A 16,724-nucleotide genomic window follows, 5' to 3' on the forward strand; every position below is an offset into this window, starting at 1 on the left:
CCTTTGTCACAAAGCAATCCGGAGATTAGCAGCTGTAGTACATCTGGTACTCGATCGGGTGCGGGGTATGCTCGTAGGCATAGACCTCTTCCCATTTGAGCGCGATATAGCCTTCCAGCATGTCCTTGGTGAACACGTCACCTGCGGTCAGGAAGTCCATATCGGCTTCGAGGGCTTCCAGAGCCTCACGCAGCGAGCCGCAAACGGTCGGGATTTCTGCGAGTTCTTCCGGCGGAAGATCGTAGAGGTCCTTGTCCGATGCCGGGCCCGGATCGATCTTGTTCTTGATGCCGTCGAGGCCAGCCATCATCAGGGCTGCGAAGCACAGATAGGGGTTTGCCGACGGATCGGGGAAGCGGGCTTCGACGCGCTTTGCTTTCGGCGAATTGGTCCACGGAATACGGACACAGCCCGAACGGTTGCTTGCCGAATAGGCGCGCAGAACCGGAGCCTCGAAGCCCGGGATCAGACGCTTGTAGGAGTTGGTCGACGGGTTGGTCAGCGCGTTCAGAGCTTTCGCGTGCTTGAGGATACCACCGATGAAGTAGAGCGCCTCTTGCGACAGGTCTGCGTATTTGTCGCCAGCAAAGAGCGGCTTGCCGTCTTTCCAGATCGACATATTGACGTGCATACCCGAGCCGTTATCGCCTTTCATCGGCTTCGGCATGAAGGTCGCCGATTTGCCATAGGCGTGGGCCACGTTGTGGATCACGTATTTGTATTTCTGGATGTTATCGGCTTGCTCGGTGAGCTGGCCGAAGATCATGCCCAGTTCGTGCTGGCAGGTCGCCACTTCGTGGTGGTGCTTGTCAACCTTGATGCCCATGCGCTTCATGGTCGAGAGCATCTCGCCACGCAGGTCTTGGGCTTCGTCAACGGGGTTCACCGGGAAGTAGCCGCCCTTGTGGCCCGCACGGTGGCCGAGGTTGCCCATTTCCGACGGGGTGTCGGTGTTCCATGCCGCCGCTTCCGCGTCGATCTGGAAGGACACTTTGGCCGGCGTGACCGAGTAGCGCACGTCGTCAAAGAGGAAGAATTCGGCTTCGGGGCCGAAGAAGGCCGCATCGCCGATACCCGAGGATTTCAGATAGGCTTCGGCTTTGGCCGCAACCTGACGCGGGCAGCGGTCATAGGCTTCGCCAGTGTCGGGCTCGACCACAACGCAGTGCACGCACATGGTTTTTTCAGCGTAGAAGGGGTCGATATAAACCGAGGAAGCATCGGGGATGAGCTTCATGTCGGATTGGTCGATCGATTTCCAGCCCGCGATGGACGAGCCGTCGAACATGAAGCCTTCCTCGAAGAAGTCTTCGTCGACCAGATCAACGACCAGAGTCACGTGTTGGAGTTTACCGCGCGGATCGGTGAAGCGAACATCAACGTATTCGACTTCTTCGTCCTTCATCAGCTTGAGGGCGTCCTTAACAGAGCTCATTCGTAGCAACCCTTTCGTTGAGCAATAAGACACCGGACTTTAGGTCCGACATGCGTTTGGGCGGGACGCGATCAGATCGCGTCGTCGCCAGTTTCACCGGTCCGGATGCGGATCGCTTCCTCGACCGGCGAGATGAAGATCTTGCCGTCGCCGATTTTCTCGGTGCGGGCGGCAGAGGTGATCGCCTCGACGGCGGCCTCGACCATATCGTCGGAAATCACCATCTCGATTTTAACCTTGGGAAGGAAATCAACGACATATTCCGCGCCGCGATAGAGCTCTGTATGCCCTTTCTGACGCCCGAACCCTTTGACTTCAATCACCGACAGGCCTTGGATGCCAGCCTCTTGAAGAGCTTCTTTCACTTCATCCAGTTTGAACGGTTTGATGATCGCTTCGATCTTTTTCATTCCGTCGACTCCTTCGTCTTGGCCTTCTCGGCACTTCTCAGCACTTTCCTTCGGCCCCCGCAATCGACTAGGCTCATCTTGTCCCAGCTTGGCTTGGGAATCCGGTTAGTGCGCCCAAATTTACGCCATGTTGCGTATTGAATGAGCGATTTGCAAACATAAAGGCTTACGATTGAGCGAAATTCTCACAACTGCCCAAATGCGCGCCGCAGAACAAAGCGCTTTGTCCAAGAAACTGTCAGATGAAGACAAACTGATGGCACGTGCCGGCGCGGGTGTGGCTGCAGCGATCCTGCGCAACTGGCCGCAATTTCTGGAGCTTGAAAGCAGCGCCGAGCCGCCCTGTGCCGTTATTTTGTGCGGTCCGGGCAATAATGGCGGAGACGGCTATGTTGTGGGCCAGCATCTGAGTGCACGCGGCTGGCGGGTCGAGGTGTTGCGTGAACTCAACCACAGCCATGAAGGGGCCGCCGCCCATGCGCTGGCCAATCTGCCCGCCGCCGTCGAGCAGCACGGCTTTGCGATGGCGGCCACCGGCCACCGCCCCGATATCATCGTCGATGCGCTCTTCGGGATCGGCTGCACCCGCCCGCTTGGCACCGAATATCTGGCTCTGTTCGGCGCGGTCGCGGCCCGTCCGCCCCGCCCCGCGACGGCGCGCTGGCGTCATATTCCGAAAGTGGTGGCCGTCGACTGCCCCTCCGGTTTCGATCTGGATCGCGGGGTCTTTCTGGCGCCCGAGCCTCCGCGCAGCCTTGATCAGGAGGCCCTGACGGAATGGAGCACGGACGAATCGCGTCGCCATATCGCCACGGATCTGTGCGTAACCTTCCATCTCCCGAAACCGGGGCATGTGCTGTCGGCACTTGCGGGGCAGCGGCTGGAAATCGTCGATATCGGCCTGCCGGGCGGGGCGGGCAAGGATGCGGCAGCCCTTGCGGATCTGCCCAAACAGCCCCATGCCCTGCGGCTCGTTGATCCGGTACGCGGCAATCGCCCCAAAGCGTTCCAGCGCTGGTTCCAAAGCGTCACGCATCTCGATAAGGCGGCGCATAAATACCAGCGCGGACATGCCATTGTGCTGTCCGGCGGTCTGGGTCAGGGCGGGGCGGCACGGATGGCCGCACGCGCGGCTCTGCGGATCGGCGCGGGGGCGGTGACCATTGCCGCGCCGCAATCGGCCGTGCCCGAAACCGCCGCCCAGATCAACGCGCTGATGCTGCGCCCCCTGCCCGACAGCTACACCCTGCGCGGCTGGATGGAGGACGACCGGCTGCGCGCGCTCTGTCTGGGGCCGGGTCTGGGCCATAAACGCGCGCAGGAAATGGTTCCTGCCGCCCTCTGGGGCAAACGGGCCACGGTGCTGGATGCCGATGCGCTGTCCTGCTTCGGGGAAGACCCGCAGGTGCTGTTCAACCACCTGCATGAAGACTGCATCCTGACCCCGCATGAGGGCGAATTCCGTACCCTTTTCCCCGATCTGGCAGCCGAGCTACACCAGAGCGACCGTCTCACCCTCACCCGCCGCGCGGCCGAACGTGCAGGGGCGGTGGTGTTGCTGAAAGGTCCGGTCACGGTGATCGCGCGCCCCGATGGCTGCGCCTCGGTACATCCCGCCCTGCGCGAGCGCGCCGCCCCCTGGCTGGCAACGGCAGGGGCCGGTGACGTGCTGGCAGGGATGATCACCGGCCTTCTGGCGACGCAGGACCCGCATCACCGCGACATTCTGGGCGCCGCCGAACTGGCCGTCTGGATGCATGTCGAGGCCGCACGGCAATTCGGTCCGGGTCTCTTGGCCGAAGACCTCCCCGACGAACTGCCCGCGCTGATGCGCGCGCTCTTCGCATAACGCAAAACACAAAAACCGGGCCTCTGCCCGGTTTTTTCTATCTGATCCGCCGCCCCTCAGACGATCTCAGGCTGTCGCGGGCACGACCTGCGCCTCGACCTCGATCCCCTCGGCAAAGAAGGTCTCGACCGTATCGAAATGCAGCGCATAAAGCCGCACGGGCCGCTCAAGTGCCACACGCACCACCTGCCCGTCGCATAGCTTCGATGCCGGCACAGAGGCGGTTTCGGCCTCGTAAAGCGTTTGCGCCCGCCAGCCTCCCAGCGGCATACGCGTCTGCGCGCCGAGATAGAGCACGGATTGCGGACGCCCCTGCCCGAGACTGCCCGCCGGAAACCGCAGCACATGGCGATCTGCATGCTGCACCGTCACCGCACGCAGCACACGCATTCCCGAACGGGTCACGATACGATCACCCGGACACAGGTATTCCACCGGAAGATCGCCCTCCGAGGTCCGGATCTGCGCGCCCTGCGCCACGCCAACGGCCGAATACCGCGCCCGCGCCTCAAGCAGATCTTCTGCCGCGTAATGGCCATAAGACATTGTAGAATCCTGCTTTTGCATGATGCGCCTGCCCGTTGGTAAATTCGCGATTTGCCGCGTTATTCATTTCTTTACCAACATTACGCAGTTTTTCCCGTCCCGCAGCAAAAAAATGGAAAATCCCTCTTGCATGCACCAGAGGCGTTGCTAAAAGGCACCTTGTTGCGGGTGTGGCGAAATTGGTAGACGCACCAGATTTAGGTTCTGGCGCCTAACGGCGTGGGGGTTCAAGTCCCTCCACCCGCACCAATCTGAAATTGTTGGATTTTCCGACACTTTCAACCCTTCCTCTGATTAGCGTTTCGCCACAAGTTGGCACATTGGTTGGCACATTCACGTTCTGGGCTTGTTCTGTTCTCGTCGCTCTTGAGCTTGTTGTGAGGCCCGTTTCTGGTTCGCCTGCGCCCGATATTTCTGGACCATCGCCAGTGTTTTATGACCCGTCACGGCTTGGACCTCGGAATCGGAACAGCCTGCTTCGGCAATTGCTTTGCCGCTGTGTAGCGCCAGCCATGCGGCACGAAGCGCCCCACCCCATGCATTGCGCCGATACCCGCTCGAACCTCCTCCACGGCTTTCTGTGCGGCCCTCTTGCCCACGGGCTGTGTCAGGTTCTTGGCGAGGATATGCGCCCCGGTCTTCGGTAAGCTGGCGAGGTAGACGCGCAGACGGTTCGGACAATAGACTTGGATCTTGGTGCCGGTCTTCTCTTGGATGACAGACATGAATGCACCATCGAAGTCATCCCAGCGCATGGCAACGCAATCACCAATCCGCTGACCTGTGCCAATGCAAAGCTCATAGACGGTGCGGGCCATAACCAACGGACGTGCCCCGGAATGCTTTTGGTCGGGGGCGGAAACACCCCCAAATCGACAAGCTTCTGAAACTCCGCAGTCGTCATCGAGAAGAGCTGTGCAGCGACTTTGACAGGCACGGCAATAGGCAAATGCTTCGCCATTCTACATTCCTTTCGAGCTGGAGAATTTAAGGGTCAGGATCGGGCGTTTCGTGGCGGCAGAGATACGGCGGTCGAGGTCTGCAGCACCGCCTTAGCGGCCTCATTACTGCGGAAGCGCAAGCGCACCCAGAGCCCTTCACTGCGCACTTCTGCGGCCTCCACCACGCCCAGCTGATCGCGGGTCGAGGCGGCGCGATGCGCATCCAGAAGCGGCGCACCAATCAGGCGCGACCGATCAACGCCCGACAGGTCCAGCCGCTCGGTGAAGCTGCCACGCAGAACGCCCGCGCCGGTCGAGACAATCGCCTCCACTGTGCGGGCTTGCAGATCCACAGTCGAGGCGGCGGCTTGGGCCGCGCGAAGATGAATGGTCATTCTTTGCTCTTGTTTTGCTGTTGTTTTGTTCTTATGGTCTCGCGGTCACGGGCGCGTTCAGCGTCCAGTTCCTCGATATCGCGCCCACGACCGGCCACAGCCTCTTCACGCGATTTCAATCCTGCCTCGATCGCCATCACCTCGGCTTCGACCTCGTTCTTAGGGTCCACCCACTGCCAGCCCGGAGGCACGAAGCGCACCGCGCGATAGTCTGCCAGCTGGGCGGCATCGAAGGGGATTTCACCGGCCAAGGCGCGGGCCTCGATCCACCGATCCCAGAGCGGGCGCAGCGCCATACCCTCGATCAGATTGCGTTGAAGCATCTCGGCGCGGCGGCGGAACTCCAAAAGCCCGACACGGGCAGAGCTATAATTCGCCTCGCCCAGATCGCCGGTCAGGCTCTCGAAGGTCAGCCCGACACCTGCGGCGATATCCCGATCCTGCGAGCGCAGGAACTCGATAGCCTGTTGAAGACCCTGCCCCGGCTGCGAGAACGTTACCTCGGCACCGGTCGGCAAAACGCGCATCGCCCCCGGCTCCAACGAGACGTTCAAGGCGCTACCATCCTGTTGACCGTCCATCCCTGCGGCAGTGCCGTCGATATCGCGAATAAAGCCGGTCATGAGGCTGGCAACCTTCAACTGCATCAGCATCGCGTCGGATGCCTCGTCACGGTCGCGCAATTTCAGAAGAACGGGCGCAAGCCAGCTCAGGCCGCGCACCTGCCCCAGAAAGAGCGGGTCGAAGACATGCAGAATATCGCGGGCAAGGATGCGGATCGGGGCGTTATAGGTGGCGAAGGGCGTTCCGGGCGCATCGCGCAAAACGTGATAAGCAACCACAGTATCTTCTGCGTCGAACTCGACACCGGAGATAATGCGGCCACCACTGCCCAGATCGCGGGTCAAGCTCGGGTCCACCTGATCGGCGGCGATCAACTTCACGCGGAAGCTACCATCGGAGCCGATCCACAGATGCACGAAGGACTCGCCATCGCGCACCAAAGCCCGTGCGAGCTGGATAAGCAACGGACGCGAAAGCGCCTCAAAGCTATCGGAAAGCTCTTTGCGGATCTCGGCGTCGGAGTGCTGCGGGCGGGCCTGCCAGCCCTTGCCCACCAAAGCCGCCACCCATGCCTCGACAATCCGCTGCCCTTGGGCCGTGTTCATGTAGAGCGCCGATGCACGGGCCTTAGCTGCCCCTCGGGCGGCTAGCGTCTGTTGCTGGGGCGCGTGCAATGTCGATGCGCCCTCCCAGCGTCGCCCACCGCCCCCCGCCTCGATCCCGGAGCGGCGGAACACCTTGCCCAGAATGTTGAAGGGAAGGCGTCGCGAGCCTGCTCCACCACCGCGCATCCTCTCGGATATCACCCAGAAAGGACGGCATCGGCCCGCCTGCGCACAGCCCCACCAACGCAGCGGTCAGGATCTGCCGCGCGTCCTCAGGGTGAGTTTTTTCGATGACATGGATGAGGCGTGTTGCCCGAATGAGGCGGATCTTGTATTCTTGGCCGCATGACGTCGTTTCCACAGCGTCAGCTTTACTTTGAAGATTCGACCCCTTTGCGACGGCCATCGCATTGGGGTTTTCTTTTTGCCCGTTTTCAGTGCCGTTTTCCTCGTTGGCACATTCACTTAACGTTCTAGATATGTCCGGCGGAAAAATACGGCTATCGTGTTGATCTTCGACTTCTTTCCCCGAATTTAGGTTCTGGCGCCTAACGGCGTGGGGGTTCAAGTCCCTCCACCCGCACCATGTTGAAAATAAACGACATTATCCACTTCCTTCTGCTTACCATCGCGGGTCGCGTCTCGAGTTTCGCAATTTGTTTCGCACTTTCACGTTCTGTGCTTGTTCCGTTCGCGCTGCTCTTGGGCGCCCCTAGAGGCCTCTTTCTGGTTGGCCTGCGCTCTGTATTTCTGGACCATTGCAAGCGTGCGATGCCCCGTGACCGCTTGGATCTCGCGGTCAGGACACCCGGCTTCCGCCAGCTCTCGCGCGGCCGTGTAGCGCCACCCATGGGGCACGAGGCGCTCCTGCCCCTCCTTGACACCGATTGCGGCGCGGACTTCTTCCACGGCCTTCTACACTTGGCGCTTGCCGATATGATCCGTCAGATTTTTTGCGAGAATAAAGCGCCCTGTCTTTGGCAAAGCCGCAAGATAAGGTCTACGGCTATCGCAAGTTACATGATGATCTCGTGGAACAGGGCGAAAGCATCTGCCCGAACCGGGTTGCCCGGCTTGCACAGCTTGCAGGGATCAAGGCTCAGATCGGCTATAAGCGCCGCCCCGGCAGCTATGGCGGCAAGCCATCGGTCGTGGTCGACAATACCCTCGACCGGCAGTTTGATGTCGAGGCCCGGGACAGGGTTTGGGTGACCGACATCACCTACATTCGAACTCAGGAGGGCTTTGCCTATCTCGCGGTGGTCATCGACCTCTATTCCCGGCGCGTGATCGGCTGGTCGATGCAAAGCAGGCAGACAACGGATATCGTTTTGCAGGCCCTGCTCATGGCCGTCTGGCGGCGCAAGCCGAAGGCAAGGGTGCTGATTCACTCCGATCAAGGCAGCCAATTCACCAGCATAGATTGGGTTGCGTTTCTGCGCGCTCACAACCTTGAGCACTCCATGAGCCGTCGTGGCAATTGCCATGATAACGCAGTCGCCGAGAGCTTTTTCAATCTGCTCAAACGCGAACGGATCAGGCGCAGAACCTACCGGACCCGCGAAGAAGCAAGGCAGGACGTGTTCGATTACATCGAGATGTTCTACAACCCGAAGCGAAAGCATGCGAGAAACGGGATGCTGTCGCCCGCAGAGTTCGAGAGGCAGCAGATGAGGAGACGCGAGGGCGTCTAAGAAACTCGGGGCTATTCACTCCATTGCAGACGCGGTTTTCCAATAGGTCTATTGTGAGGATGACTTTCCCGATTTTCGGGGCAACATTCGCAAGTCGGAGTTTTTCAACAGCATCGACTAGATGCAGCGGTTCGCCGCCCGCTGCACGAACGGCAGCTACGTGGGCCACGCCTCCCATGAGAGGCAAACCTTTCTGACAAAAGAAGCAATCTCAGCTCTGCGCTGAGATTTCGCCGTTCTGTTTTAAAATGATCTTTTACCGTCCGAGAGGCAGGACTTTGTGACACACGGGACGAGGCTCACGAGGTACAGTACCCGCGGGGGATGACAGAAAGTCTGATCTTCGGCCGGGCTTATATTCGTTCGCTCGGCCGGAGTCAGCAATGCAGCGTTACCGTGAACGTTTCGGAGTAACAGTGAGCCGCTCGGTAATGAGTTTGGCTTGTTCGACCAGCGCATTTTTGAAAAGTTCCACTATTCGTGATGGCGGTCGATGAATCGGTCGGACGATGTTAACGGAAAATGGAATCGATACAGAAAACGGGCGAATGTTCACGCCGCTGTTGGCATAGTCCAGAGCGGTGAGGGGATTGACGATCGCAAGGCCAACACCTTCGCGGACCATGGCGCAGATGGAAGCTGCACTATGCGTTTCTATGACCATTCGGCGGGTAATACCTGCCTCTTGAAATATCTGGTCGATCTGCTGGCGGTAGCTGTCCGTGGCTGACAGGCTGATAAAAGGTTCTCCTTCGAAATCTCGTGGAGACAGCAGCTTCTTGCTCAAGAGGGAGTGCCCGTCAGGGAGTACGCAGACCTCGTCAAATGTCATCAGTGCGGTCGTTTCGGTGCCTTGTGGAGCGTTTCCAATCTCTGTCAGACCGAAATCGTAGCGTTGCGCCGATAGCCATTCTTCCAGTAAAGGCGATTCCTGAGGGGTGATGCTGATACCGACATTGGGGAATTTCTCTACAAAGCTCCGGCATGTTTGCGGCAAAAGTGATTGTGAGAACACCGGAAGGCACACAATCGAGAGCTGGCCCTGCTCGAACTGCCGAAGTGACGTGGCAGTGCTGATAATGCGGTCCAGCCCGAAGTAGGAACGTTGCACTTCCTCAAAAAGCTGGAGCGCATGTGCGGTAGGCCGCAATCTCCCGCGCATACGTTCAAACAGCTTGATTTGAATAAGATATTCGAAGCGTGCCAACTCTCGGCTCACTGTTGGCTGGGAGGTCTTCAACATGTCAGCAGCACCTGTGACACTGCCGGTTGTCATGATCGCACGAAAGACTTCAATGTGCCGTAGGGTGACTGACATGTGTGGGGTCGCCTCAGACTTTCGCATATCAAATATGAAAGACATCCATAATTACTGATATTTTTAATATCAGTGCATCCGTGATGAAACCTCAAGCGGAAATTGCATCCGAGCGGGTGCACTCACGAAACAGATGGCTTGGAGGTCACCATGGAGCACGTTTCCTATGATATAGTTGGCGTCGGCGCGGGCCCGTTCAATCTCAGCATTGCGGCACTGCTGCATCCGCTGAAGGATGTTCGGCACAGGTTTTTCGAGCGGCAACAGAACTATTCCTGGCATCCCGGGATGCTGCTGCCCAATACAACCATCCAGAACAGTTTTCTCAAGGATCTGGTAAGCTTCGCCGATCCCACCAATCCCTTTTCTTTCCTCGCATTCCTTCACGCGAACAAGCGGCTCTATGAATATGTGAACGCCGGCTTCCCGCGCACATCGCGGGTGGAGTTCAATCAGTATCTTCAATGGGTCGCGCGGCAGCTCCCGGCCGTTCTGTGGGGCCAGAGCGTCGAAGCCATCGAGCGGCATGAGGCCGGCCTCAGGATCACTACGAACGAGACGACCTGCATCGCCCGCAATCTGGTCGTGGGAACCGGCCCTTCGCCGGCGATCCCGGCAATGGCCGAGGGGTTAGTGGGCGATCATGTTTTCCATAGCAGCCGCTATCTGTTCAACCGGGACAGCCTTTCCCGCAAGCGTGTTGCCGTCATCGGTGGCGGCCAAAGTGGCGCCGAAATTGTGCTCGACATGATCAACCGGGGCGTCTTACCCTCCGAAATCCACTGGATCAGCTCCCGTCGGGGTATCGCTCCGCTGGATGAATCTCATTTCGCCAATGAGTGGTTCACCCCCGCCTATATCGAATACTTCCACGGTCTCGCGCCCTCGAAGAAGGCAGAGCTGCTGGAACAGCACAGGCTTTCCAGCGACGGAATTTCGCCAGAGACCATCGAAGCGCTTTACCAGACCCTCTATCGTCTCCGGTTCCTCGAAACCGGCCCGGCCTGCCGCGTCATGCACTCCCGCGTAGTCCAGAACATCCGTACATCACGGGGAGGCTATGTCCTCGACATCGCCCAGCTGGATACCGATCAGACCGAAACGGTCACCGTCGACAAGATTGTTCTTGCGACCGGCTACAGGCAAAATCCCTTGCCGGCCGTTCTAGAGAGCATTGCCGGCGACGTCGAATTCTCCGACGGCAACCCGGTCGTTAATCTGGATTTCTCGCTCCACTATAACGGCGTAGGCAAGGTATTCGTCGTCAACGCGGCGAGAACGAGCCACGGCGTTGCAGAGCCCAACCTTTCTCTGAATGCGTGGCGGGCCGCGACGATCATCAATTCCGTGCTTGGGCGCGAGCACTATGCCTCCCCACAGTCGAACTCCGTACTCGACCTGTCGGGCGATAGCTATCTGGCGGGGGCCGCCTGACCATGCCCCTCTATATCCTCTATCTGCTCGCAGCGGCGTTTCTATGGGGAACGTCGTTCGTCGCCGGCAAGTTCGCAATCGGCATGACTGAGGCTCCGCTTGTGGTGCTCATCCGCTTCATGATCGCGTCGGTGTTCTGGTTACCTGTGTTTTTTCCAGCGATCCGGGCGCTCCCCCGCGGCAGACTCGGCAGTCTGACCCTGCTGGCCTTTCTGATGATTCCGGTCACATTCCTGTTGCAGTTCATCGGCCTGCATTACACCACGGCCGCCAGCACAGCCGTGATGATCGGCTTCGAGCCGTTAATGTTCGTCCTTGTCGGCTGGTTGCTTTGGGGCGAGCGCCTGACCGCTCTCAACCTGACATTCGGCGCGCTCGCCTTGACCGGCGTGCTGCTGGTCATGGGCTGGCCGCAGGGCGCGCAGTTCGCCGGTTGCGCCCTTGTCCTGCTTTCGACGGCGGTTGTCGCTGTCTGGGTGCGCTGGTCCAAGCCCTGGATGAAGGAGATCGGCGTGAAGAATTTCACGGCGCTGACCACCGTGATCGGGACGGTCCTGCTCGTTCCCTTCACGGCGTTTCTTACGACAACTTGGGAAATCCGGTGGTCGGGAGAAGGCACAATCGCGCTCCTCTATCTCGGCGTCGGATGCAGTTTCGCGGCCGGCTGGTGCTGGAATAAGGGGATTGAAGGGGCCAGCACGAATACAGGTGGACTGTTCCTGGCGCTCGAACCCGTTTTCGGCGTTGTCGTGGCCGCACTACTTCTGGGCGAAGCACTCGGCCCGATCGCGATTGCAGGGGCCGGCCTCGTCATCCTGCCCGTCGCCCTTTCCGCAATCCTGCCGTGGCTACGCCCGCGGCCGACAGCCAGTGAGTAAACTGTATCATGAAAAATATTCCCACAAATCTCCTGATCCACCTCGCGAACGAGCATGCAACACCGCTATGGGTCTACGATGCCGCGACAATCCGCGACAGGATTAGCCAGCTTCGCGCATTCGATGTGATCCGCTATGCGCAGAAGGCATGTTCCAACATTCATATCCTCTCCCTGATGCGTGAGGCGGGCGTGCATGTGGATGCTGTTTCGCTTGGGGAAATCGAGCGCGCTCAGCGGGCGGGTTTCTCTACCGCGAAGAGCGCGGACGACGCTGCAGGCATCGTTTATACCGCCGACATCTTTGATCGCGCCACTCTCCGCCGCGTCGTCGAGGACAAGGTTGAGGTGAATGTCGGCTCGACAGACATGTTACATCAACTCGGGGAGGTCTCGCCTGGTCATCGCGTCTGGCTTCGGATCAATCCGGGTTTTGGTCACGGCCACAGCAGGAAAACGAACACCGGGGGTGAGAACAGCAAGCACGGAATCTGGCACAATGAGCTTCGTCGGGCTATAGAATTGGTAGGACGTTACCGCCTGCACCTTGTTGGACTTCATCTGCACATCGGCTCCGGCGTCGATTACGCGCACCTTCAGCGCGTGTGTGAGGCGATGACCGCTCTGCTCAGTGAACTGGATGTGGATTTCGAGGCGATCTCGGCTGGTGGAGGGCTCTCCGTTCCCTATCGCGATGGGGACCAGCCCATCGACACGACACACTATTTCAACCTCTGGGATAAAGTGCGCAAACAAGCAGAAAACCGGCTCGGACATGCTGTACGTCTGGAGATCGAGCCGGGACGATTTCTTGTCGCCGAGGCGGGGCTTTTGCTTGCGGAGGTTCGCGCCACAAAGCAGATGGGCGACAATCACTTCACGCTCGTCGATGCGGGCTTCAACGATCTGATGCGCCCGGCGCTCTATGGAAGCTATCACGAAATCTCTGTAATATCGCACAGCGGTCGCAGCCTCGCCTCGGTTGGCATGCATCCAACTGTCGTCGCTGGCCCTCTATGCGAATCCGGCGATGTTTTCACTCAGCGATCTGATGGCATTGTTGAGACCCGGAACATACCGCCTGCTGAGGTCGGTGATTTCCTCGTCTTCCACGACGCCGGCGCATACGGCGCGTCAATGTCGTCCAACTACAACAGCCGCCTGCACGCTGCGGAATACCTCATCGATGGCAGGGCATCGAGACTTATTCGCAGGCGCCAAACGTTTGATGATCTTTGTCGCACAGAGTCTGTTCAGGACATGGATGTCGAAGCAGCGTAATGTCGCGGGAGGATTAGGCTCAGACCCCATTAATTGGCTTGCGCTGTCACTGGCGGCGTGATCCACGCTCTCTGGCTATGGGAAATTATGAGCAATCTTTCCTGGCTGACTGAGTACGGCGGATCAGGAAACAGTCCGGGGGACTGTTTCCCCGCCAAACCAGATCGCGCGGCTGAAACCATCCTTTCCGAAGAGCCACGGCCGTCCACGGGTCGATGATCGCGCGCGCTGAGCGGCATAATCTTTTCTAATCGTAATCGATTATGCCGCTTGACCCTAACTTGAAGCACCCGGTCGCATGGGGGCACTCTCGGCCCAAAACTGCGGATTTGTTGATTAGTTCTTCATAGCTACGGTTTGCCGAATGGCACATTGCTCATTCTAGCCGAAGAAAGTTATGATTCACAGTGAATGGCGGGAAAGCCCTGCACCTCAAGTCGGTGCATAAGCACATATTATCATATTGTAACGGCGCACTTTTCTCCGGCCCAGAACGGTCAAAGGTGACGTTCCACGTCCTAGGCGCCATGCAAGATGCGGACAATTTCCAGCCAGTCTCCCCGGTCGCGAAAGTAGATCACCTGTGACCCGCAGGCGCGTTTCAGGTAGCCTTCCCGCACCGTCGCGTTTCGACCCTGCACCTGACTTGCCGCGAGGGCGTCAAATGTGGAGACGAGGTCACGAACATACTTGTCGGCCTGATTGAGCGACCATCGCTCCAGCGTGTAAAACCAGATGTCTTCGAGATCGGCTTCTGCCAGCGGTGAAAGGCGATAGGTCTTAGATGTCATGCCGTGCAGCGTGCTTGGCGTGCATCCGGCTCAGAAAGGCCTCCTGATCGAAGGGGCGCGGCTCGCCGGACTGCTCGCCGGCAATCAGGGCGGCTTCCAGACTTTTCACCTTCACCTCGTGCTCTTCCAAAAGGCGAAGCCCGGCGCGAACCACATCGCTGGCCGAGCCATATCGCCCTCCCTGAACCTGAGCATCAATGAAGCTGGCGAAGTGATCGCCGAGCGAAACGGACGTGTTCCGTGCCATGGGTGCCTCCTTCATCCTTGCGTCAGGATGTACCAAATAATGGTACTCGATGCAAGATGCGGTCCCGTGCCTTCGCGGAAGGGAGAACACACATATTATCATTTTATCATTTTCCAATATTGGTATCCCGCCCAAGAGAAACCGTCGAAGCGCGCACCAGAACCTGCACCGCCCTTGCCTGTTCCAGACCGGACTATCGGGCCGGAAAACAGCTCTTACGTTGCACAACGCTTCAACCAACATCATGGAAAGACACCATTTGGGAATTGTTCGGCAGCCTGCCGCTTTGCCTCGGCCCAACCCGCCGCAATGTCGGCGCTTTTCTTGTCCACCCATTCTCCGGCATCGTCCCACGCCTCACCTGCAGCGTCGCTCACGTCATCATAGGTATCGTTACACAGCGTGGTGGCCATAATGCTCTTCCCTTTTGATTTTCATAGAACGGGCCAGCAAGTCCCGTGATTTGTCCAGTTCATGACGCGGCCCACTGAGCAGATCCATCAACTCCGGAAAAAGCTCGGGGGCTTTTCCTAGGATCAATGTCGCAACGCAATAGCGTTCGACCGACTGCTTGCAGCAGAGACCGAGCTGAACCGCAGAGCCGACCATTCGCCGCACCCCTCTGGGCCTCCGATCTGCTGGCAAACTCGCAACTTCAGGTATCTCTGAAAGCAGCGTCGTCTCGATCTCGTCGACAAACTTCTCCAAGCGGATCCGCGCCATATCTTCATGAAAGAAGGGCCAATGACCCGCGCTGCTCCGCTGAGGCAAGCTGATCGGCGCCTCCGGTGCGGAGTTTTTTACAACGAGAAGGGTGCCCTTCGAAGGGTTTGGAATACAAACAATTCCGACACCAAGCAAATGTGCCAGATACGGCGCAGCGTCTTCGTGATGGCTTACGGCATATTGGTATAGATAGGCCGCATCCCAAAAACGAAAATAGGTCCATCGCCCGTCAGCCTAACGATACCGCACAAACTTCCTGAAATGCGACCAGAGATCATCAATTTCGGATTTTGATCGAATAAAGATTGCCGCACCTTTATCCCACAGCGCATTAATCCCGCTGCCCCGCTTGAATAATGCGCGGCTTAGACGATCCGTAGATTTCAATTCGACCAGTCAGGGACCGACCTCTCCTAATTTCTCCAGTGCCTCTCCCTTGAACAGGCAACGGCTCTCTTGGTCATGCCGCTCCAAAACTTGCTGGAAGTTCGGGATTTTGGCTGCGTCAACGAGAGCGTATACTTTTTCGACACTTGCATTTTCAGAGAAGAGCAACCCTGTCAGCACAGGTGGAGCGACCTCCAGGGGCCACTTCCCGAACTGATCGTCGAGTGGACGTATATTTTCAAACGTCTTTACCTCAATAACTTTCACACTGTGGGGTCGCTATCAAAGCCAAATTCAACTGACAATTCTAATCTCCACTAGGGGAAGAATTCAAAAAAGAGATCACGTCGCCTTATAGTTTATTATAAGCTTGCTCAAGTAGCGTATACTATCAGTTCGTCCAAGTTTAAGGCGAATGTCCGCTCACAGATCTTGGCGCAGATCATCTCACTCGGCACCAGCGCGACAACCACGGTTTTCTTGGCATCGGAATGCATCTCCAGACCAATCAAAATGTGACGGAGTAGCGATGCGTGATGCGGGGACTGGTCTGTATTTGGGGAAATATCTTTCAGCATGATCAAATTATTAAATAATCAGGCATGCAGGATCGCAAGGCGATCAAAGCAGGAACATGCCGCAGCATATCGTAACCCGACCATCGCCTTCTAGGGCGACATTTTCCGAGAAAATGCGTTAGCATTTTCACCTTCCGTTTCCGATCCGTTCTGCCAAACTCCTGAACTATCTCTACTGTTTTTGCTCGTAACTCGTCAGATTTAGATTCTGGTGCCTAACGGCGTGGGGGGGCAAGTCCCTCCACCCGCACTACTTTGAAATTGTTGTGCTTTCCGACATTTTCAACCTTTCCTCTGATTAGCGCTTCGCCACAAGTTGGCGCATTCAGGTTCTGGTCTTGTTCTGTTCCCGTCGCTCTTGCGCGTATTGTGAGGCCCGTTTCTGGTTTGCCTGCGCCCGATATTTCCGGGCCATCGAGCGCGTTTTATGCCCTGTCCAGGCGTGGATCTTGGAATCGGGCGGCCCCATTTCGGCCATTTGCCACGCCGCACTGGCGCGCCACCCCTGCGGCACGACGCGCCCTGACAGGGTGTTGCCGGGACCTTCCCGCCAAGCCTTCTGCCGCAATCTCCGCCCGGCAACGGCCAGCAACGGCCAGAACGCGCTCTTTTATGACATTCCTGCCCTGTAAACACAGAGTTTCAC

Annotated in this window: 17 protein-coding genes, 1 tRNA gene and 1 pseudogene; 6 read left to right on the forward strand and 13 right to left on the reverse strand. The window is 58.1% G+C overall.

Going from position 1 to position 16,724, the window contains the following annotated elements; translation table 11 throughout:
* Positions 1-25: 25 nt before the first annotated feature.
* Both glnA and AC2ISB_RS06735 read right to left on the reverse strand, forming a co-directional pair.
* Positions 26-1,435: a type I glutamate--ammonia ligase gene (glnA, locus tag AC2ISB_RS06730; RefSeq protein ID WP_339107488.1), complete on the reverse strand. Its 1,410-nt coding sequence runs from the start codon at positions 1,433-1,435 to the stop codon at positions 26-28.
* 71 nt (positions 1,436-1,506) lie between these two features.
* Positions 1,507-1,845 (reverse strand): P-II family nitrogen regulator, encoded by a 339-nt coding sequence (locus AC2ISB_RS06735; RefSeq protein ID WP_339107489.1) that lies wholly within the window; start codon positions 1,843-1,845, stop codon positions 1,507-1,509.
* A gap of 256 nt (positions 1,846-2,101) precedes the next feature.
* Between AC2ISB_RS06735 and AC2ISB_RS06740 the strand changes: the two genes are divergently transcribed.
* Positions 2,102-3,694, forward strand: coding sequence for an NAD(P)H-hydrate dehydratase (locus AC2ISB_RS06740; protein ID WP_406736450.1), 1,593 nt, complete (start codon positions 2,102-2,104; stop codon positions 3,692-3,694).
* 66 nt (positions 3,695-3,760) lie between these two features.
* Here the strand turns inward: AC2ISB_RS06740 and AC2ISB_RS06745 are convergent, their stop codons facing one another.
* Positions 3,761-4,240, reverse strand: coding sequence for a Hint domain-containing protein (locus AC2ISB_RS06745; RefSeq protein WP_339107491.1), 480 nt, complete (start codon positions 4,238-4,240; stop codon positions 3,761-3,763).
* Between the two features lie 164 nt (positions 4,241-4,404).
* Here AC2ISB_RS06745 and AC2ISB_RS06750 point away from each other — a divergent pair.
* Positions 4,405-4,489: transfer RNA gene (locus AC2ISB_RS06750), tRNA-Leu, on the forward strand.
* Between the two features lie 194 nt (positions 4,490-4,683).
* On the opposite strand, the gene AC2ISB_RS06755 is transcribed toward AC2ISB_RS06750, so the two are convergent.
* The 4 genes from AC2ISB_RS06755 to AC2ISB_RS06770 all read right to left on the reverse strand — a co-directional run bounded on the left by AC2ISB_RS06755 (position 4,684) and on the right by AC2ISB_RS06770 (position 7,654).
* Positions 4,684-5,058, reverse strand: coding sequence for a tyrosine-type recombinase/integrase (locus AC2ISB_RS06755; protein ID WP_486576693.1), 375 nt, complete (start codon positions 5,056-5,058; stop codon positions 4,684-4,686).
* Between the two features lie 176 nt (positions 5,059-5,234).
* Positions 5,235-5,576, reverse strand: coding sequence for a hypothetical protein (locus AC2ISB_RS06760; RefSeq protein WP_486576694.1), 342 nt, complete (start codon positions 5,574-5,576; stop codon positions 5,235-5,237).
* Entirely contained in the window at positions 5,573-6,931 is a 1,359-nt protein-coding gene (locus AC2ISB_RS06765) for a phage portal protein (protein WP_486576695.1), read from the reverse strand. The genes AC2ISB_RS06760 and AC2ISB_RS06765 overlap by 4 nt, the downstream gene beginning before the upstream one ends.
* 483 nt (positions 6,932-7,414) lie before the next feature.
* Entirely contained in the window at positions 7,415-7,654 is a 240-nt protein-coding gene (locus AC2ISB_RS06770; RefSeq protein WP_486576696.1) for a tyrosine-type recombinase/integrase, read from the reverse strand.
* 86 nt (positions 7,655-7,740) lie between these two features.
* Here AC2ISB_RS06770 and AC2ISB_RS06775 point away from each other — a divergent pair.
* A pseudogene (locus AC2ISB_RS06775) lies at positions 7,741-8,439 on the forward strand (IS3 family transposase); the annotation flags it as partial.
* Positions 8,440-8,830: 391 nt separating this feature from the next.
* Here AC2ISB_RS06775 and AC2ISB_RS06780 read toward each other — a convergent pair.
* Positions 8,831-9,757, reverse strand: a complete 927-nt coding sequence (locus tag AC2ISB_RS06780; protein WP_406720878.1) for a LysR family transcriptional regulator — start codon at positions 9,755-9,757, stop codon at positions 8,831-8,833.
* 150 nt (positions 9,758-9,907) lie between these two features.
* On the opposite strand from AC2ISB_RS06780, the gene AC2ISB_RS06785 reads away from it, so the two are divergent.
* Genes AC2ISB_RS06785 through lysA form a run of 3 tightly spaced genes read left to right on the forward strand, consistent with a single transcriptional unit; the run spans position 9,908 to position 13,349 of the window.
* Positions 9,908-11,191 carry a lysine N(6)-hydroxylase/L-ornithine N(5)-oxygenase family protein gene (locus AC2ISB_RS06785; protein ID WP_486576697.1) on the forward strand — a complete coding sequence of 428 codons (1,284 nt, stop codon included), beginning with the start codon at positions 9,908-9,910 and terminating at the stop codon, positions 11,189-11,191.
* Between the two features lie 2 nt (positions 11,192-11,193).
* Entirely contained in the window at positions 11,194-12,069 is an 876-nt protein-coding gene (locus tag AC2ISB_RS06790) for a DMT family transporter (protein WP_486576698.1), read from the forward strand.
* An 8-nt stretch (positions 12,070-12,077) separates the two neighbouring features.
* A complete protein-coding gene (lysA, locus tag AC2ISB_RS06795; protein WP_486576699.1) occupies positions 12,078-13,349 on the forward strand; it encodes a diaminopimelate decarboxylase in 1,272 nt (423 codons plus the stop codon).
* A gap of 518 nt (positions 13,350-13,867) precedes the next feature.
* On the opposite strand, the gene AC2ISB_RS06800 is transcribed toward lysA, so the two are convergent.
* The 5 genes from AC2ISB_RS06800 to AC2ISB_RS06820 all read right to left on the reverse strand — a co-directional run bounded on the left by AC2ISB_RS06800 (position 13,868) and on the right by AC2ISB_RS06820 (position 15,767).
* Positions 13,868-14,140 (reverse strand): type II toxin-antitoxin system RelE/ParE family toxin, encoded by a 273-nt coding sequence (locus AC2ISB_RS06800; RefSeq protein ID WP_486576700.1) that lies wholly within the window; start codon positions 14,138-14,140, stop codon positions 13,868-13,870.
* Entirely contained in the window at positions 14,130-14,387 is a 258-nt protein-coding gene (locus tag AC2ISB_RS06805; protein WP_486576702.1) for a type II toxin-antitoxin system ParD family antitoxin, read from the reverse strand. The genes AC2ISB_RS06800 and AC2ISB_RS06805 overlap by 11 nt, the downstream gene beginning before the upstream one ends.
* Positions 14,388-14,629: 242 nt before the next feature.
* Entirely contained in the window at positions 14,630-14,800 is a 171-nt protein-coding gene (locus AC2ISB_RS06810) for a hypothetical protein (protein WP_486576703.1), read from the reverse strand.
* Positions 14,781-15,110, reverse strand: a complete 330-nt coding sequence (locus tag AC2ISB_RS06815) for a hypothetical protein (protein ID WP_486576705.1) — start codon at positions 15,108-15,110, stop codon at positions 14,781-14,783. The genes AC2ISB_RS06810 and AC2ISB_RS06815 overlap by 20 nt, the downstream gene beginning before the upstream one ends.
* A gap of 399 nt (positions 15,111-15,509) precedes the next feature.
* On the reverse strand, positions 15,510-15,767 hold the full coding sequence (locus tag AC2ISB_RS06820) for a DUF4123 domain-containing protein (RefSeq protein ID WP_486576706.1): 258 nt from the start codon (positions 15,765-15,767) through the stop codon (positions 15,510-15,512).
* Between the last annotated feature and the right edge of the window lie 957 nt (positions 15,768-16,724).

This window comes from Thioclava sp. NS-SX20 (genome assembly GCF_057380695.1).